Raw genomic sequence first — 17484 nt, forward strand, 5'->3', positions numbered from 1 at the left:
AAATTCAGAAGTCCACGCTCACCGCCAAGCTCACCCCCTGCTGCTTCAACTCATCACTCTTGCGCCAGTTGTAGTTCCCCCGCACATGCACCCCCGCCACCAGCTCATGGCTCAGCCCCACGCTGGCCCGGGTCAGGTCGCTATGCGGCGTATACCCGGTCAGGGTGAAGTCGTTGGCCGGTAACGTCGTCAGGTGCATGGTCACATCCTGCTGGTCATCCTCGAACTCGTGTTCCTGAGCGACCTCGGCAAACACCCGGGTACTCGCAGCCACTTGCACACTGCCTAGCAGCCCGATGCCCAACCGGCGGGAGGTGCGCTCCTGGTCATCGAAGCCCAGCGCGGTCGAGCGCCCGCTCTTTTCGTCATAGCCATCGACTTTGACCCGGGCATAATCGGCGCTGATGAACGGCGCCAGTTGCCAGGGGCTGCTCTCGGCGGCCAGGTTATAGCCCAGCCGACCCGTCAGCGCCCAAGCCTCGCCGTCGGTATCGCCTTTCTCGCTGCGGTCATTCACGCCGAGGGCGAAGGTGCGCTTGAGGTCGCTGTAGTCCAGGTGGCCGGCAGTCAGCGCGGCATCTGCCCACCAGCGATCCTGGCGATATTGGGCGAAAGCGGTGGCCAGGTAGCTGTCGAGCTTGTAGTCCGAGTCCTGTTCCCCTGCCTCCAGTTTCTGCCGGTAAACGCCGCCCGCCAGGCCCAGGCGCCAGGCATCGTTCACGCGATAGCTGCCACCCAGCGTCAGGTTGTAGCCACGGCCGTCGCCGCTGGCCGCGCTGTGCTGGCCGTCAAAGTCCAGGTCCTGGGCACCGGTGGCAACGAATGCCTGCCACTGCCCCACGGCTTGCCAGGGTGTTTGCCACTGGTTGCGCAGTTCGTCCTGGTGGGCGCGCAGGCTGGCGTGGGCCATTTCCGGCAGCAGGGTCAGCTCCCACGGTGCGGAGATGACCGAGTAGGCGTAGTCGGCAATCAACTGCTGGCCGGCAATGGTCGGGTGCACCGAGTCGTTGAACAGCAGCTTGGTCGGGTCGGGGGTGGTGCCGTTGACGCCGTATACCGGGTTTTCGACGCAGCTGTTGCCGCTGTAGCAGGTGCCGACCAGGTTCTGGCCGCTGGCCAGGCCGAACTGACTGGGGCTGGCCAAGGCCTCACCCAGTAGAACGGGGATGTTCAGTGGGATGATCTCGGCGTCGATCTGCCCGAGCTGATTGAGCAGCGACTGGTTGAACACGCTGGAGAGCTGCGACAGCGGGTTTTGCTGTGGGGTGCCGCTGAAGTTTGGCGTCTGGCCCAGGTCGGGTAATAGCCAGACCATGATGTAGCGTGCGCCACCCCGTTGCAGAGCCTCGGCGCTGGCGGCCAGGCGTCCTCCAGCAGCTGCAGCGTCGGCGGGGCTGTTTACCAGGCCCTGAAGGAAGTCGTTGCCGCCGCCGGTAAGGTAATAGAGTGCATTCGGGTCGGCACGTAGGCCGTTGGCCAGATAACCAGGGCGGTCTCGCAGTACCGCGCCTGCACCAAAGTTGCCTGGCGGAATGACCGTCTCGGACGTTGTAGTGATCGAATCGAGAATCTGCTGCGTCGTGTAGCCACCCACCGCCCAGTTGTTGCCATCAGGCTGGATGCCCACTGACGTGGAAGGGTTGAGTTCGTCAGGGGAGATACCCAGCCGACCGCCGAGCATCATCGGCGATACCGGTGCATAGTTGCCATCGGCATCGCGGTTGGTAAAGCGCATGCCTGCGGTGCCACCGGTCAGGTCCGGAAACTGCCCGGCATCACTCAGGCTGTCGCCAAACACGATCAGGGTCGAGTAAGGGGAGGGTGCGGCGAACGCCTGGCTGCAGGCCAGGGCCAATGTGGCGAGGGTAAAACGCAACAATGGAGCTTTTCGCATCTGGGAACATCCTTTTCATTGTTTTTATGAGCACTACCCGATCGACCTTAGCAAATCGTGGCGCTTGTCTCCCAAGTCCATTCGTTTCCCAGTGTTTACAGGCATATTGCGCCCGTCGTCCCGGTAGGCTACTGTGCGGGGACGTATGAGCGAGACCTATCCTGTGTTGATCGTCAGCAAACTCTTGATGCGCGTAATCAAGGCCCACGCCCGTTGGCGTTGGCGCGCCTGACTTTATCTCCTGCCGGCCAGCCCGGCCCGTTTCTGTTTGCCTTCTTATCCGTTTCCGAATGCTCTTCGTGGCAATGCCATGCTGCGGGCGGTGTAGCAAGGTTCGTATTCTAAAGTCAGTAGATTCAAGAGGTTTAGCCCGATGTTACTGATGATCGACAACTACGACTCATTCACCTACAACGTCGTTCAATACCTGGGCGAGTTGGGTGCCGAGGTCAAGGTCATTCGCAATGACGAAATGACCCTCGCTGAAATCGAAGCCCTCAACCCGGAGCGCATCGTTGTCTCCCCCGGCCCGTGCACGCCGAGCGAGGCGGGTGTGTCGATCGAGGCGATCCTGCATTTCGCCGGCAAGCTGCCGATTCTGGGCGTGTGCCTGGGCCACCAGTCCATCGGCCAGGCGTTTGGCGGCGACGTAGTGCGCGCCCGTCAGGTGATGCACGGCAAGACCAGCCCGGTGCTGCACCGCGACCTGGGCGTATTCGCCGGCCTCAACAACCCGCTCACCGTTACCCGCTACCACTCCCTGGTGGTCAAGCGTGAAACCCTGCCCGAGTGCCTGGAAGTCACTGCCTGGACCGCTCATGCCGACGGCGCGGTCGACGAGATCATGGGCCTGCGCCACAAGACGCTGAACATCGAAGGGGTGCAGTTCCACCCCGAATCCATCCTCACCGAGCAGGGCCACGAGCTGTTCGCCAACTTCCTCAAGCAGACCGGCGGCCGCCGCTAAGGATCGAACATGGATATCAAGAGCGCGCTGAGCCGCATCGTCGGCCATCTGGACCTGTCCACTGAAGAAATGAGCGACGTCATGCGTCAGATCATGACCGGCCAATGCAGCGAGGCGCAGATCGGTGCCTTCCTGATGGGCATACGCATGAAAAGCGAGAGCATCGACGAGATCGTCGGTGCGGTTTCGGTGATGCGTGAGCTGGCCGACAAGGTCGAGCTGAAGAGCCTCGATGGCGTGGTCGATATCGTTGGCACCGGCGGCGATGGCGCCAACATCTTCAACGTTTCCACGGCGTCGGCGTTTGTCCTGGCCGCAGCCGGTTGCCCGGTGGCCAAGCATGGTAACCGCGCGGTCTCGGGCAAGAGCGGCAGCGCCGACCTGCTGGAAGCGGCCGGCATCTACCTGAACCTGACCCCGGTGCAGGTCGCCCGTTGCATCGACAGCCTGGGCATCGGTTTCATGTTTGCGCAAAGCCATCACAAGGCAATGAAGTACGCCGCTGGCCCGCGTCGCGACCTGGGCCTGCGTACCCTGTTCAACATGCTGGGCCCGCTTACGAATCCGGCCGGTGTGAAGCACCAGGTGGTCGGCGTGTTCAACCAGGCACTGTGCCGCCCGCTGGCCGAAGTGCTGCAGCGCATGGGCAGCAAGCATGTACTGGTGGTGCACTCCAAGGACGGCCTGGACGAGTTCAGCCTGGCGGCGCCGACCTTCGTTGCCGAGCTGAAGAAGGGCGAGATCACTGAATATTGGGTCGAGCCCGAAGACCTCGGCATGAAGAGCCAGAGCCTGCACGGCCTGGCCGTCGACGGCCCGCAGGCCTCTTACGAGCTGATTCGTGATGCACTGGGCCGGCGCAAGACCGAGAACGGCCAGAAGGCGGCCGAAATGATTGTGCTCAATGCTGGCGCTGCGCTGTATGCCGCTGATCATGCCATGACCCTGGCGCAGGGCGTGGAACTTGCCCACGACGTGCTGCATACAGGGCTTGCCTGGGAAAAACTGCAGGAACTGGGTGCCTTCACCGCCGTATTCAAGCTGGAGAACGAAGCATGAGCGTACCGACCGTGCTGGAAAAGATCCTCGCCCGCAAAGTCGAGGAAGTGGCCGAGCGCAGTGCCCGGGTCAGCCTGGCCGAGCTGGAGCGCCTGGCCAAGGCCGCCGACGCCCCCCGTGGCTTTGCCAATGCGCTGATCGAGCAGGCCAAGCGCAAGCAACCTGCGGTCATTGCCGAAATCAAGAAGGCATCGCCGAGCAAGGGCGTGATCCGCGAGCACTTCGTGCCGGCGGACATCGCCGTCAGCTACGAGAAGGGCGGGGCGACCTGCCTGTCGGTGCTGACCGATGTGGATTACTTCCAGGGCGCTGATGCGTACCTGCAGCAGGCCCGCAGCGCAGTTTCGCTGCCGGTGATCCGCAAGGACTTCATGATCGACCCCTACCAGATTGTCGAGGCACGGGCGCTGGGCGCCGACTGCGTGCTGCTGATCGTCTCGGCGCTGGATGACGTGAAGATGGCCGAGCTGGCCGCCACGGCCAAGGATGTCGGCCTGGATGTGCTGGTCGAAGTGCATGACGGCGATGAGCTGGAGCGCGCGCTGAACACCCTTGATACCCCGCTGGTCGGCGTCAACAACCGCAACCTGCACACCTTCGAGGTCAGCCTGGAGACCACGCTCGACCTGCTGCCGCGTATTCCGCGCGAGCGCCTGGCCATTACCGAAAGCGGTATTCTCAACCGTGCTGATGTCGAGCTGATGGCAATCAACGAGGTTTACTCGTTCCTGGTGGGCGAGGCGTTCATGCGCGCCGAGCAACCGGGGCTTGAACTGCAGCGGCTGTTCTTCCCGGAACAGGTGAAGAAGACTGTTCAGCCATTGGACTGACCAAGACGAGCCGGCTTTTGCCGGCTTTTTTGTGGGCAATGGCTGCATCGTGAACAATCACATCAAAGGTGGATCAATGACCGATCAACCCCTGGCACTGACTGTTGAACAAGGCCTGCATGCCGAGCAGGACCTGCTGGCCGCGGTCTGCCGCGGCGAGCGCGAATTCGGTGTGCTGTTCTGGCGCCCGACTGATCATGCCTTGGTCATGCCGCGCCGCATGAGCCGCCTGGACAATTTCGAAGCCGCCTGTGCCGAGCTTGCGATTGCCGGCTGGCCGGTGCTGTTGCGCGAGACGGGCGGTGAGCCGGTGCCGCAATCGCATGCCACGGTGAATGTGGCACTGGTGTACGTGGCACCGCGCAGCGAAGGTGACCATGGGCGTATCGAGAATGCCTACGAACGCCTGTGCCTGCCGCTGTGCGAGGTGCTACGCGAGTGGGGCGGGGTGGCTTCGGTGGGCGAGATCGACGGGGCGTTCTGCGATGGTCGCTACAACGTCAACCTCAATGGCCGCAAACTGGTCGGCACGGCCCAGCGCTGGCGCCAGGGGCTGGGCGGAAAACGCCCGGTGGTGTTGGTGCATGGCGCACTGTTGCTGGATAACGAGCGTGAGTCGATGGTCGCGGCCGTCAACCGCTTCAACGAGTGCTGCGAACTGGATCAGCGCTGCCGCGCCGATGCGCATATCGCCTTGCACGAAGTTGCGCCCTCAGCGCCCTGGTTCGAGCGCCTCTCACAGGCCTATGCCAAGGTGCTTGCAGACCTGCCCAAGGACTAACGGGTACCGTAGACCACCATGGTCTTGCCCTTTACCTGCACCAGGCTGCGCTCCTCAAGGTCTTTGAGGACGCGGCCGACCATCTCACGCGAGCAGCCGACGATGCGGCCGATCTCCTGGCGGGTGATCTTGATCTGCATGCCGTCGGGGTGGGTCATTGCATCGGGTTGCTTGCACAGCTCGAGCAGGCAGCGGGCGACACGGCCGGTCACGTCGAAGAAGGCCAGGTCGCCGACCTTGCGCGTGGTATTGCGCAGGCGCTGCGCCATCTGGCCACCCAGGGCGTAGAGGATGTCTGGGTCCTGGCGTGAGAGCTCGCGAAACTTGTCGTAACTGATCTCTGCCACTTCACATTCGGTCTTGGCGCGGACCCAGGCGCTGCGCTGCTGCTCGCCTTCCACGGGTTCGAAAAGCCCCAGCTCGCCAAAGAAATCACCGCTGTTGAGGTAGGCGATGATCATTTCGTGACCGTCGTCGTCCTCGATGAGGATGGTCACCGAACCCTTGATGATGAACGACAGTGTTTCGGCCCGATCGCCGGCGCAGATGATGTTGCTCTTGGCGGTGTAGCGGCGGCGCTGGCAGTGCACCAGCAGTTTGTCGATATTCTTGATCTTGGCGGGTAGGGCTGAGGCAACCATCACGAAATCCTGTTCGATACGACACATAGGCTTCTTGTAGGAAGTGTCTGGCGGCAAGCGCCAGTCATTTGGCGCCAGCTTATCAGACACTACAGGATGTTTCGGTACTAAACCGTCACGTCTCGAGCTTTTCCGACAGCCACACAAGGTCTAAGCTGACACCCTTTTCCGAAAATAAGGAGTCCAGGTAGATGAAGGCACGTATCCAGTGGGCCGGTGACGCGATGTTCCTCGGCGAGTCGGGGAGCGGGCATGTCGTCGTGATGGACGGCCCGCCTGAGGCTGGTGGCCGAAACCTGGGCGTGCGCCCGATGGAAATGCTGTTGCTGGGCTTGGGTGGCTGCAGCAGCTTCGATGTGGTCAGCATCTTGAAGAAGTCGCGCCAGGCGGTGGAGAGCTGCGAGGCATTCCTGGAAGCCGAGCGCGCCAGCGAAGACCCGAAAGTGTTTACCAAGATCCACATGAACTTCGTGGTGAAGGGCCGTGGCTTGAAAGAGGCCCAGGTCAAGCGGGCAGTTGAGCTGTCGGCCGAGAAATACTGCTCTGCGTCGATCATGCTGGAGCGCGCGGGCGTCGAGATCACCCACGGCTACGAGATCGTAGAGTTGGGTTGAGTCCGAAATGTTCGGGGCTGCGTTGCAGCCCCGGCTGTCTTCAGTTGCGCAGTGCCGGAAGGGCAACTTGCAACCACTGCGGTACTACGTTTCTGAATGCCTGGCTCAACCGCTCCCGCCGCTTTTGATAAGCCAACCCCAGCCAGATAACCCCCAGCCCGATCAACGTCACCACCACCGGGAACAGCAGCGACTCGGCAAACACCTCGTAAGACAGATACCCCAGATAAGCCGCCACCCCCAACGCCCCAAACACCATGAACACCGGCCTGCGCAACAGCACGGCGATGGCCATCAGCCCGATATTGATCAGGCAGTAGAGGGCCTTGCCCAGCTCGCTACCGTTGTCCACCAAGGTCAGCCCACCCCAGAACGCCGCGAGCCCGGCCAGATAGCCCCAGTGGGCATAGTCCTCACGGGTGCGGCCGTCCGCCACCAGGAATACCAGCAGCATCCCCAGGCCGAACCAGAGCGATACTTCGCGCCGTTGCTCCCAGCTGAACGGCGAACCGAAGAACCACTCGCTGAGGTCCATCGACATGAACCACAGCGCCACGGCGATCGGCATCACGATGAACGGGAAGGGGATCAGCCGCAGCATCAGCAGCCCGGCGACCACCGTGGCGGCCTCCATCAACAACCAGCCGCCCTGCACATAGGTGTAGTACTGGTGATAGGCCGATTGCCTGTCATCCAGTGGCCACCAGCCGACCAGACGCTCGATGGCAAACACCGCCAGCGGCACGATGCTCACCGCGACCGCCGCCAGCACGCCGGCGGCTACCGATTGTGCGCGCCGTTGCAGGTTGAGGGCGAAGAGCGTCAACAAGAGGATGTACAGCGTGGCGATGGCCAGCAGTGCCCAGTCGCCGATCTGCATCCAGGCTTCGGTGAGCAGCCAGCCCATGGCGCCCATGATGAGCAAGGCGCCGAAGTAGAACGCGACGTGCGCTAGCTGGAAGCTGCCGCGCGTTGCCGGTTGCTGGCGTAGAAACTGCAGCAGGGCTTGATCCTGGCCCGGCTGGAGGATGCCGGCGTGCACGGCGCGCGCCAGGTCCTTGGCGCTGAATCGTTCCGTCATGGGTTTACCTTCAGATACGGTAGGTGCTCTTGGTCATGACCTTGGCCAGCAGGCTCATGCCGAAACGCACTGGGGCTGGAAAACGATAGCCGCCCGCCTCGAGGGCAGACTCGGCGTGCTGCTCTTCATCTATGCGCATTTGTTCGAGAATGGCGCGAGACTTTTCGTCCTCGTGCGGAATCTGCTCCAGGTGTTCGTCCAGGTGTTTGCACACCTGATGCTCGGTGGCGGCGACGAAGCCCAGGCTGACCTTGTCGCTGACCAGGCCGGCGAGCGCGCCAATGCCGAACGACATGCCGTAGAACAGCGGGTTGAGCACGCTTGGGTGGCTATTCAACTGGCGTATGCGCTGTTCGCACCAGGCCAGGTGGTCGATTTCTTCTTCGGCGGCGTGCTCCATGGCTTTGCGTACCTGGGGCAGTTTGGCGGTCAGTGCCTGGCCTTGGTACAGCGCCTGGGCGCAGACTTCGCCGGTATGGTTGATGCGCATGAGGCCGGCAATGTGGCGGCTCTGGGCGTCATCCAGGTCGGCATCCGGCTGGACGATGGCCGGGGATGGGCGGGACGGTTGGCCGCTGAAGGGCAGCAAGGTGCGCATGGCGGTATCGGCCTGCAGCAACAAGCGGTCGAGCGGCGAGTAGTGACGTTCGGTAGCCATCGGGCACCTCCGCAAGAGTGTGCCCGACAGTTTACCGCAATAGCGCAAGGGTCGCTTGCCCTGGATCAGCCCGGCGGCCAGTGCATTTGGCGCTGGCCAAGCACGTGCATGTGAATGTGGTAGACGGTCTGCCCACCCAGTTCGTTGCAGTTCATGACCACGCGGAAGCCCTCTTCGCAGCCAAGTTCCTTGGCCAGACGCTGGGCGGTGAACAGGATGTGACCGGCCAGGCCTTTGTCCTCTTCGGTCAGGTCATTGAGGGTGCGGATGTGCTTTTTCGGGATGACCAGAAAATGCACGGGCGCCTGGGGGGCGATATCGTGGAACGCCAGAACCTGGTCGTCCTCGTAAATGATCTTCGCCGGGATTTCCCGGTTGATGATCCTGGTGAATAAATCGTCCACAGCACTTGCTCCATGGTGAGGGTCCGGGCCGAGTGTACTCAGCCGGGCGCCGCTCGCCCAGTGGCTATTCCATTCCGACCGGGCAGTAGCGGCGATGGATCACCCCAGCGAGCTTGCGCACCAGCCAGCGGGGCAGCAGGCGCGGCGCAAATGCCAGCCAGCGATTGCGCCGGCCGGGGGTGATGAGTGTGCGGTTCTTGTCCAGGGCGCGCACCGTGTACAGCGCCACTTCTTCGGGGCTGAGGCAGCGGGTGCTGCCTTCGAGCCGAGGAATGCGCCGGCGCGATGAGCGCACGGGGCCTGGGCATAGCACCGAGACCTTGATGCCAGTGCGCTTGAGCTCTTCGCGCAGCGCCTGGGAGAAACTCAGCACATAGGCTTTGCTGGCCGCGTAGGCCGCCATCCAGGGGCCCGGCGCGACACCGGCCAGGCCCGCCACATTGAGGATCTGCCCGCCGCCCTGGACTGCCATCAGGTTGCCGATGGCATGGCAGAGGCGGCTCATGGCCAGGATATTGACCTCCAGCAGGTCCTGCTCGTCGGCCCACTCATGGGCCAGAAACGGCCCATAGGTGCGCAGGCCTGCGCAATTGACCAGCAGGTCGATACGCCGCTCGCCTTCCTCCAGTTCGAGCACGAAGCCCGACAGGCGAAGGGGCTGGCTCAAGTCGCAGGCTCGGAACAGTACCTCGACACCGAAGCGTTGGGTCAGCTCGATGGCCACCGGCTCCAGCGTCTCGCGCTGGCGTGCCACCAGGATCAGGTTGCGCCCGCGCCGTGCCAGCGCTTCCGCCAGGGCCAGGCCCAGGCCGCTGGAAGCACCAGTGATCATGGCGTAACGGGTCATGCAAAGGCTCCTGGGGCTGAAGAGGGCGCCTAGTGTACAGCTTGGCCGGGCAAGGTGTTGCCTTTTGCTACAAGGCCTGGGCGCGAATACCCTGGCAGCGATCCAGGGCTTCCCGGTACTCGCTTTGCAGGCGTTCGATCAGTGCGCTGGCGTTAGGCAGGTCATGGATATCGCCCACGCCCTGGCCTGCCGACCATACGGTTTTCCAGGCCTTGGCTTCGTCGTCGATCGGTTTGAGCTTGCCCGGTTCATGGCCATGCGTGAGTGCGTTCATGTCATAGCCCGCCTGTTCCAGGCTCGGCCGCAGGAAGCTGGCCGGGATGCCGGACACTGCCGGGGTGTGGATGATGTCGACGGCATGGGCATCGAGCAGCATCTGCTTGTAGGCAGCCTGGGCCTGGCTTTCGGTGGTGGCGATGAAGCGGGTGCCCATGTAGGCAAGGTCGGCACCCAGTAGTTGTGCCGCCAGGACCTCATGGCCGTGGTTGATGCAGCCCGCCAGCAGCAGGGTCTTGTCGAAAAACTGCCGGATCTCGGCCACCAGGGCGAATGGGCTCCAGGTACCGGCATGGCCGCCAGCGCCCGCCGCCACTGCGATCAGGCCATCCACACCGGCCTCGGCGGCCTTCTCGGCATGGCGGCGGGTGGTGACATCGTGGAACACCAGCCCGCCGTAGCTGTGCACGGCATCGACTACCTCCTTCACCGCGCCCAGGCTGGTGATGACGATCGGCACCTTGTGCGCCACGCACAGGGCAAGGTCCGCCTGCAGGCGAGGGTTGGTCGGGTGCACGATCAGGTTCACGGCATAGGGTGCCGGTGCTTGCAGTTGGGCAAGCCCGGCCTCGATCTCCTCGAGCCAGGCCTTGAACCCTGCGCTGTCGCGCTGGTTCAGGGCCGGGAAGCTGCCGACCACGCCAGCGGCGCAGCAGGCCAGGACCAGCCTGGGGTTGGAGATCAGGAACATCGGTGCGGCGACCACGGGCAGGCGCAGGCGTTGTTCGAGCGAGGCGGGCAATGACATGGCAAGGCTCCTGTAGGGGGTTACCGTCAGAACGGTTTGACCACCACGAGAATTACGATACCCAGCAGGAACAGCACCGGGACTTCGTTGAACCAGCGATAGTAGACGTGGCTGCGGGTATTGGCGCCGCTGGCGAAGCGTTTACGTTGGGCACCGCACATGTGATGGTAGCCGGTCAGCAGAATCACCAGGGTGAGCTTGGCATGCAACCAGCCTTGGCTCAGCCAGCCCGGAGTCAGGTAGAGCATCCAGGCACCGAACACATAGGTGGCGATCATGGCCGGGTTCATGATGCCGCGGTACAGCTTGCGTTCCATGGTCACGAAGCGGTCCTGGCTGATGCTGTCCTGGCTCTGGGCGTGGTAGACGAACAGCCTGGGCAGGTAGAACAGGCCGGCGAACCAGCAGACCACGCTGACGATATGTAGCGCTTTGATCCATAGGTAAAGCATTGAGGAGTTCCTTCAGGTTTTCACGGTCGTCAGATAGTAGTGGTCAAGCGCCCGAAGGGTCACCCGAAGAGTTGTTACAGGCGGCTTGCACCCCTATTATCGTGCGCTTTCCAGTGGGCTCGTTGATAAGGGGCAAGCGTTATGATCAAGGTCGGTATCGTCGGCGGCACGGGTTACACCGGCGTCGAGCTGTTGCGTCTGCTGGCACAGCATCCTCAGGCCGAAGTGGCGGTCATCACTTCGCGCTCCGAAGCGGGCGTGGCGGTAGCTGACATGTACCCGAACCTGCGCGGCCACTATGACGGCCTGGCGTTCAGTGTGCCGGACAGCAAAGCCTTGGCGGCGTGTGATGTGGTGTTTTTTGCAACGCCCCACGGCGTTGCCCACGCCCTGGCCGGCGAACTGCTGGCGGCCGGAACCAAGGTGATCGACCTGTCGGCCGACTTCCGCCTGCAGGATGCCACCGAATGGGGCAAGTGGTACGGCCAGCCTCATGGCGCGCCGGAGCTGCTCAAGGACGCCGTCTACGGCCTGCCTGAAGTGAATCGCGAGAAAATCCGCCAGGCTCGCCTGATTGCAGTGCCGGGGTGCTACCCGACGGCAACCCAGCTGGGCTTCCTGCCATTGCTGGAGGCCGGCCTGGCCGACCCATCGCGCCTGATTGCCGACTGCAAGTCGGGCGTCAGCGGCGCCGGGCGGGGTGCGGCGGTGGGTTCGCTGTTCTGCGAGGCTGGCGAAAGCATGAAGGCTTACGCGGTCAAAGGTCATCGCCACCTGCCGGAAATCAGCCAGGGCTTGCGCCTGGCGGCGGGCAAGGACATCGGCCTGACCTTCGTGCCACACCTGACGCCCATGATCCGCGGCATCCACGCCACCCTGTACGCCACCGTGGTTGATACTTCGGTCGATCTGCAGGCGCTGTTCGAGAAGCGTTACGCCGATGAGCCGTTCGTGGATGTGATGCCGGCCGGTAGCCACCCGGAAACCCGCAGTGTGCGCGGTGCCAACGTCTGCCGTATTGCCGTTCATCGCCCGCAAGGGGGTGACTTGGTGGTGGTGCTTTCGGTCATCGACAACCTGGTCAAAGGTGCCTCGGGCCAGGCGGTGCAGAACCTCAACATCCTGTTCGGCCTGGATGAGCGCATGGGCCTGTCCCACGCGGGCCTGCTCCCATAAGGGCACAAGCTGGCACAAGGCCCGCCGAGTGCGGGCCTTTTTGTGGGCGCGACTAAAGCCGCACAATTCTTGACCAATTTTCTCGGAGAAGCGGATAATGCGCGTCATCGAGTTTTATGGCGGCAACTGCGCCGGGAGAATCAGCATGAGCGTCGAAACCTTCACCCCTACCGGTCTGGAATTCACCCAAGGGGCAGCCCACAAGGTGAAGACCCTGGTCAACGAGGAAGGCAATGAGCGTCTGAAGTTGCGGGTATTCGTGACCGGCGGTGGCTGCTCGGGCTTCCAGTACGGTTTCACCTTCGATGAAGATGTGGCCGAGGATGACACCATCGTCGAGCGTGAAGGCGTGTCGCTGGTGGTCGACCCGATGAGCTTCCAGTATCTGGCGGGTGCCGAGGTGGACTACCAGGAAGGTCTGGAAGGCTCGCGCTTCGTCATCAAGAACCCGAACGCCGCCACCACCTGCGGTTGTGGTTCTTCGTTCTCGATCTGATCACGGGCTGTACGAAAACGCCGCGCATTTGCGCGGCGTTTTGCATTGTGCCCGGGCGTTACGCCGGGTAGATGGCGCCGAGCACGCGCAAGCCGCGGGCAGCCGTCACACTCGGGCGGTTGGCTGGGATACCTTCCAGGCAGCAATGGGCCAGCCAGGCGAAGGCCATGGCCTCTACCCAGTCCGGGTCGACGCCATGGGCCGCAGTGCTGGCCACCTGGGCGCCCGGCAACAGCTGGGCGAGCCGGCGCATCAATGCCCCGTTGCGGGCCCCGCCACCGCACACCAGCAGCGCCTCGGTGCCCTGCTGAGCGTTGCGCAGTGAGTCGATGATGCTGCGAGCGGTCAGCTCCAGCAGGGTCGCCTGCACATCCTGGTCACGGTAGGGCGGCAGTTTGCTCAGGTGCCCTTGCAGCCACGCCAGGTTGAACACCTCGCGCCCCGTACTCTTGGGGCCGGCGCCGGCAAAGAACGGGTCGCTCAACAGGGCTGCAAGCAGCGCTTCGATCACCTCGCCACTGGCTGCCCAGGCACCGTCAGCGTCGTAGTGCTGGCCGCGCTTGAACTCGATCCAGGCGTCCAGCAACACATTGCCTGGCCCGCAGTCGAAACCATGCACCGGCGTGTCGTTGGCAATCAGGCTGAGGTTGCTGAACCCCCCCACATTGAGCACGGCGAGCCGTTGGCCCAGATGGCTGAACAGTGTTTCGTGAAATGCCGGTACCAAGGGTGCCCCTTGCCCGCCAGCGGCCACATCGCGGCGTCTGAAGTCGCCGATCACGCTGATCTGGGTAAGCTCGGCAAGCAGTGCCGGGTTGCCGATCTGCACGGTGAAGCCACGAGCAGGCTCGTGGCGGATGGTCTGGCCATGGCTGCCGATGGCGCGGATGGCGCTTGGCGCAAGCCCCTGGCTTGCGAGCAAGTGGCCAATGCCTTCGGCTGCCAGGCTGGCCCAGCGGTTCTCGGCCAGGGCGGCGCGCGCAATCTCGTCAGGGCCGCTGGCGCAAAGGCTCAGCAGGCCCTGGCGCAGGTCGGCGGGCATGGGGATGTAATGAGTAGCGAGCAGTGCTGGCTGCTCGCGTTGTTCGATCAGGGCGATGTCCAGGCCATCGAGGCTGGTACCGGACATCACCCCCAGATAAAGCGCCATGACTCAGCGCTTGTTCGCAGCGAGCATGGTGGCCTTTTCCTGATCCATGCGGGCGATCAGTGGCTGGCTCTGCTGCATGAAGCGTGAACGTTCGGCCTTGGCGATCGGGTCGGCCATCGGCACTTTCTGGCTTAGCGGGTCGACGTGCACGCCGTTGACCTGGAACTCGTAATGCAAGTGCGGCCCGGTGGAAAGGCCGGTGGTGCCGATGTAGCCGATGATCTGGCCCTGCTTGACCGAGCCGCCGGTCTTGATGCCTTTGGCGAAGCCTTGCATGTGACCGTACAGGGTCTTGTAGCGGTTGCCGTGCTGGATGATCACGGTATTACCGTAGCCACCCCGGCGCCCAGCCAGCTCGATGCGGCCGTCACCGGCAGCCTTGATCGGTGTGCCGCGCGGGGCGGCATAGTCAACGCCTTTGTGGGCGCGGATCTTGTTCAGAATCGGGTGTTTACGGCCAGCGGAAAAGCGCGAGCTGATGCGGGCGAAATCCACCGGAGTGCGGATGAACGCTTTGCGCAGGCTGTTGCCGTCGGCAGTGTAGTAGCTGGTATTGCCCTGTTTGTTGGTGTAGCGCACGGCGGTGTAGGTCTTGCCGCGGTTGGTAAAGCGAGCGGACAGGATGTTACCGGTGCCGATCACCTTGCCATCCATGACTTTCTGCTCGTACACCACGTCGAATTCGTCACCCTGGCGGATGTCCTGGGCGAAGTCGATGTCGTAGCCCAGCACCCGTGCCATGTCCATGGTCAGGCTGTGCGACAGGCCGGCACGCTGTGCAGAGGCCGACAGGGAGCTCTTGATCACACCGTGGGCGTAGGCCGTGCGGACCACAGGCTTGCTGATTTCGCGGTTGAAGCTGTAGCCCTTGGCGCTTTTGGTCAGGCGAATGGTTTCGAGGTTGCTGACTTTGCTGTGCAGGTTGGTCAGTTGGCCGTCTTTGTCGAGTTCGAACTGCAACACCTGGCCGTGCTTGAGCTGGCTGAACTGTTTCGCCTGCTTGTTGCTGGCCAGTACTTCATGGACTGCGCTGGCTGGCAGGCCGACTTTTTCGAACAGGGTAGACAAGGTGTCACCCCGCGCTACGGTGACTTCGCGGTGGCCAGGCTGCTTGGCTTCGGCGACAGGTTCTGGCGCAGGCGTTTGTTGCTCCGCCTTCTGGGTAGCCGTGTCGGCTTCATCGATCTGGGCGAACGGCGAGCCTTGCTCTGCCTCAGCGTGTACGAGTGGGGCGGCCTTGGACTCCTCCTTCAATTGTTCGACCGGGCTTTCCAGTTCGAGGTTGAGGGTGGTTTTCTTGGCTTCGACTTCGCTGGAAGGAAATACCAGCAGGGCCAGGCTGAGCAGGGCGGCGATGCCGCTGGCGGCCAACAGATGGCTTTTCGGATAAAGCGGGGGCGCTTTAGGCGGTTCGTTGGTCATAGGTAAGGTGACTTTTTGAAGAAAAGTGAATATGGAAAAGATGAATGACATGATGAAGATGAAATAACTGTATAAAATATAACCAAATCCATTTTCACGCAAGGGCGCGTAGACGCCGCAAGGCTGCCTGCGGGTCACATTCTATTGCGAAACTTGTATTTGATGGCCGATCTTGTATGGTTGGCTCCCCTTGAATCTGAGCCTTGCGGGTCTGTCTATGAAGTCGGTTGAAGAGCAGCTGGCGCTTATCAAGCGCGGTGCGGAAGAAGTATTGGTCGAGTCGGAACTGGTGGAGAAGCTCAAGCGCGGCCAGCCTCTGCGTATCAAGGCAGGTTTCGATCCGACCGCGCCTGACCTGCACCTGGGGCACACCGTGCTCATCAACAAGCTGCGCCAGTTCCAGGAGCTGGGCCACCAGGTCATCTTCCTGATCGGTGACTTCACCGGGATGATCGGTGACCCGAGCGGCAAGAGCGCCACGCGTCCGCCGCTGACTCGCGAGCAGGTGCTGGACAACGCCGAGACCTATAAGCAGCAGGTGTTCAAGATTCTCGACCCGGCCAAGACCGAGGTTGCGTTCAACTCCACCTGGATGGACACGCTGACCCCGGCCGACTTCATCCGCCTGGCGTCGCAGTACACCGTGGCGCGCATGCTCGAGCGCGATGATTTCGACAAGCGTTACACCACCAATCAGCCGATCGCGATCCATGAGTTCCTCTACCCGCTGGTGCAGGGTTATGACTCCGTAGCGCTGAAAGCGGACGTAGAGCTGGGCGGTACCGACCAGAAATTCAACCTGCTCATGGGGCGCGAGCTGCAGCGCGCCTACGGCCAGGAAGCGCAGAACATCGTGACCATGCCGCTGCTCGAAGGGCTCGACGGCGTGAAGAAGATGTCCAAGTCGCTGGGTAACTATGTGGGTATCCAGGAAGCGCCTGGGGTGATGTACAGCAAGCTGGTGTCTATCCCTGACACGCTGATGTGGCGTTACTTCGAGCTGCTGAGCTTCCGCTCGATGGAGGAGATCGACCAGTTCCGTGCTGATGTTGCCAATGGCGCGAACCCGCGCGACATCAAGATCAAGCTGGCGGAAGAGATTGTTGCGCGTTTCCATGGCGAAGAGGCTGCTGCCAACGCCCACCGTGCGGCGGGCAACCGTATGAAAGAGGGCGAGCTGCCGGAAGACTTGCCTGAGATCGAGGTTGCTGCGGCTGAAGACTTGCCGATTGCTGCGGTGCTGAACCGTGCCGGCCTGGTGAAGAACTCGGCAATGGCGCGCGATCTGCTTAATGGCGGCGCGGTCAAGGTTGATGGTGCGGTGGTTGATCGCGACTTCGTGTTTGCGCTGGGTGCTACCCATGTGTGTCAGGCGGGCAAGAAGGCGTTTGGCCGGGTTACCCTCAAGGCGGAGTGATTGCCTGGTGGTGTAGCTATATAGAAGCGGGGAGGCCGGAAGGCCTCCCCGCTTTGTTTTTCAGCGATATCAAAGTTTATTGGAATTAAGGGTTGACGCGGTTTCGAATCCCCTTATAATGCGCCCCACTTCCAGCGTAGTCGGAACGAAAAACTCCTTGAGTTTCAACGAGTTAAATAGTCAAGACGAAGTTTGAAGTGCTTCGATCGAAAGATCGTCAGCGGTTAAGATGGTGGTTGACAGCGCTTCTAAACGCTGTATGATTCGCCTCCCGCTACGAGAGATCGCAGCGAGTCAAGTGTTTGAAGCTAAACGAGTTTCTCGCAAAAAACTTCAAAATAAACGCTTGACAGCAAATGAGGAAAGCGTAGAATGCGCGCCTCGGTTGAGACGAAAAGCTCTTAACCAACCGCTCTTTAACAAATTGAATCAAGCAATTCGTGTGGGTGCTTGTGAGTACGGACTGATAGTCACAAAGATTATCAGCATCACAAGTGACCATGCGAGAAATCACATAGTCATTTGAGATTGCTGAGCCAAGTTTAGGGTTTCTTAAAAACCCAAGCAGTAT

Annotated in this window: 18 protein-coding genes; 8 read left to right on the plus strand and 10 right to left on the minus strand. The window is 62.0% G+C overall.

Features of this window, described 5'->3' with window-relative positions; all coding sequences use genetic code 11:
- Positions 1–4: 4 nt before the first annotated feature.
- Positions 5–1894 carry an esterase EstP gene (estP, locus tag HU766_RS16085; protein ID WP_186658738.1) on the minus strand — a complete coding sequence of 630 codons (1890 nt, stop codon included), beginning with the start codon at positions 1892–1894 and terminating at the stop codon, positions 5–7.
- Positions 1895–2267: 373 nt separating this feature from the next.
- Between estP and HU766_RS16090 the strand changes: the two genes are divergently transcribed.
- The 4 genes from HU766_RS16090 to HU766_RS16105 all read left to right on the plus strand — a co-directional run bounded on the left by HU766_RS16090 (position 2268) and on the right by HU766_RS16105 (position 5531).
- A complete protein-coding gene (locus HU766_RS16090) occupies positions 2268–2861 on the plus strand; it encodes an aminodeoxychorismate/anthranilate synthase component II (protein ID WP_033703030.1) in 594 nt (197 codons plus the stop codon).
- A 9-nt stretch (positions 2862–2870) separates the two neighbouring features.
- Positions 2871–3920: an anthranilate phosphoribosyltransferase gene (gene trpD, locus HU766_RS16095; protein ID WP_033703029.1), complete on the plus strand. Its 1050-nt coding sequence runs from the start codon at positions 2871–2873 to the stop codon at positions 3918–3920.
- Positions 3917–4750, plus strand: a complete 834-nt coding sequence (trpC, locus tag HU766_RS16100; protein WP_186658741.1) for an indole-3-glycerol phosphate synthase TrpC — start codon at positions 3917–3919, stop codon at positions 4748–4750. The genes trpD and trpC overlap by 4 nt, the downstream gene beginning before the upstream one ends.
- Before the next feature lie 76 nt (positions 4751–4826).
- Positions 4827–5531 (plus strand): lipoate--protein ligase family protein, encoded by a 705-nt coding sequence (locus tag HU766_RS16105; protein WP_186658744.1) that lies wholly within the window; start codon positions 4827–4829, stop codon positions 5529–5531.
- Here HU766_RS16105 and crp read toward each other — a convergent pair.
- On the minus strand, positions 5528–6172 hold the full coding sequence (gene crp, locus HU766_RS16110; RefSeq protein ID WP_033703333.1) for a cAMP-activated global transcriptional regulator CRP: 645 nt from the start codon (positions 6170–6172) through the stop codon (positions 5528–5530). The two genes, HU766_RS16105 and crp, sit on opposite strands and share 4 nt — an antisense overlap.
- 191 nt (positions 6173–6363) lie before the next feature.
- On the opposite strand from crp, the gene HU766_RS16115 reads away from it, so the two are divergent.
- Positions 6364–6786: an OsmC family protein gene (locus HU766_RS16115; RefSeq protein ID WP_027594409.1), complete on the plus strand. Its 423-nt coding sequence runs from the start codon at positions 6364–6366 to the stop codon at positions 6784–6786.
- A gap of 40 nt (positions 6787–6826) precedes the next feature.
- Here the strand turns inward: HU766_RS16115 and HU766_RS16120 are convergent, their stop codons facing one another.
- The 6 genes from HU766_RS16120 to hemJ form a co-directional block, all read right to left on the minus strand.
- Positions 6827–7867, minus strand: a complete 1041-nt coding sequence (locus HU766_RS16120) for a DUF2157 domain-containing protein (protein ID WP_186658747.1) — start codon at positions 7865–7867, stop codon at positions 6827–6829.
- A 10-nt stretch (positions 7868–7877) separates the two neighbouring features.
- Positions 7878–8525, minus strand: coding sequence for a 2-polyprenyl-3-methyl-6-methoxy-1,4-benzoquinone monooxygenase (gene coq7 / locus HU766_RS16125; RefSeq protein ID WP_027594411.1), 648 nt, complete (start codon positions 8523–8525; stop codon positions 7878–7880).
- 65 nt (positions 8526–8590) lie between these two features.
- Complete coding sequence (locus tag HU766_RS16130; RefSeq protein WP_033703025.1) at positions 8591–8929, minus strand: histidine triad nucleotide-binding protein; 339 nt, start codon at positions 8927–8929, stop codon at positions 8591–8593.
- A 64-nt stretch (positions 8930–8993) separates the two neighbouring features.
- Positions 8994–9776: an SDR family oxidoreductase gene (locus HU766_RS16135; protein ID WP_047583853.1), complete on the minus strand. Its 783-nt coding sequence runs from the start codon at positions 9774–9776 to the stop codon at positions 8994–8996.
- Positions 9777–9843: 67 nt separating this feature from the next.
- A complete protein-coding gene (locus HU766_RS16140; RefSeq protein ID WP_033703022.1) occupies positions 9844–10800 on the minus strand; it encodes a nitronate monooxygenase family protein in 957 nt (318 codons plus the stop codon).
- 26 nt (positions 10801–10826) lie between these two features.
- A complete protein-coding gene (hemJ, locus tag HU766_RS16145) occupies positions 10827–11252 on the minus strand; it encodes a protoporphyrinogen oxidase HemJ (RefSeq protein ID WP_027594415.1) in 426 nt (141 codons plus the stop codon).
- Positions 11253–11393: 141 nt separating this feature from the next.
- Between hemJ and argC the strand changes: the two genes are divergently transcribed.
- Positions 11394–12428, plus strand: coding sequence for an N-acetyl-gamma-glutamyl-phosphate reductase (gene argC / locus HU766_RS16150; RefSeq protein ID WP_033703021.1), 1035 nt, complete (start codon positions 11394–11396; stop codon positions 12426–12428).
- 145 nt (positions 12429–12573) lie between these two features.
- Positions 12574–12924 carry an iron-sulfur cluster insertion protein ErpA gene (gene erpA / locus HU766_RS16155; protein ID WP_033703332.1) on the plus strand — a complete coding sequence of 117 codons (351 nt, stop codon included), beginning with the start codon at positions 12574–12576 and terminating at the stop codon, positions 12922–12924.
- Between the two features lie 58 nt (positions 12925–12982).
- Here erpA and HU766_RS16160 read toward each other — a convergent pair whose 3' ends face one another.
- Together HU766_RS16160 and HU766_RS16165 are read right to left on the minus strand one after the other, a co-directional pair.
- On the minus strand, positions 12983–14074 hold the full coding sequence (locus HU766_RS16160; protein WP_186658750.1) for an anhydro-N-acetylmuramic acid kinase: 1092 nt from the start codon (positions 14072–14074) through the stop codon (positions 12983–12985).
- 3 nt (positions 14075–14077) lie between these two features.
- On the minus strand, positions 14078–15496 hold the full coding sequence (locus HU766_RS16165; protein WP_186658753.1) for a peptidoglycan DD-metalloendopeptidase family protein: 1419 nt from the start codon (positions 15494–15496) through the stop codon (positions 14078–14080).
- 217 nt (positions 15497–15713) lie between these two features.
- Here HU766_RS16165 and tyrS point away from each other — a divergent pair, with 217 nt between their 5' ends.
- Positions 15714–16913: a tyrosine--tRNA ligase gene (gene tyrS / locus HU766_RS16170; RefSeq protein WP_033703018.1), complete on the plus strand. Its 1200-nt coding sequence runs from the start codon at positions 15714–15716 to the stop codon at positions 16911–16913.
- Positions 16914–17484: the final 571 nt, after the last annotated feature.

It is taken from the genome of Pseudomonas sp. SWRI77 (assembly GCF_014269105.1).
Taxonomy (GTDB): Bacteria; Pseudomonadota; Gammaproteobacteria; order Pseudomonadales; family Pseudomonadaceae; genus Aquipseudomonas; species Aquipseudomonas capeferrum.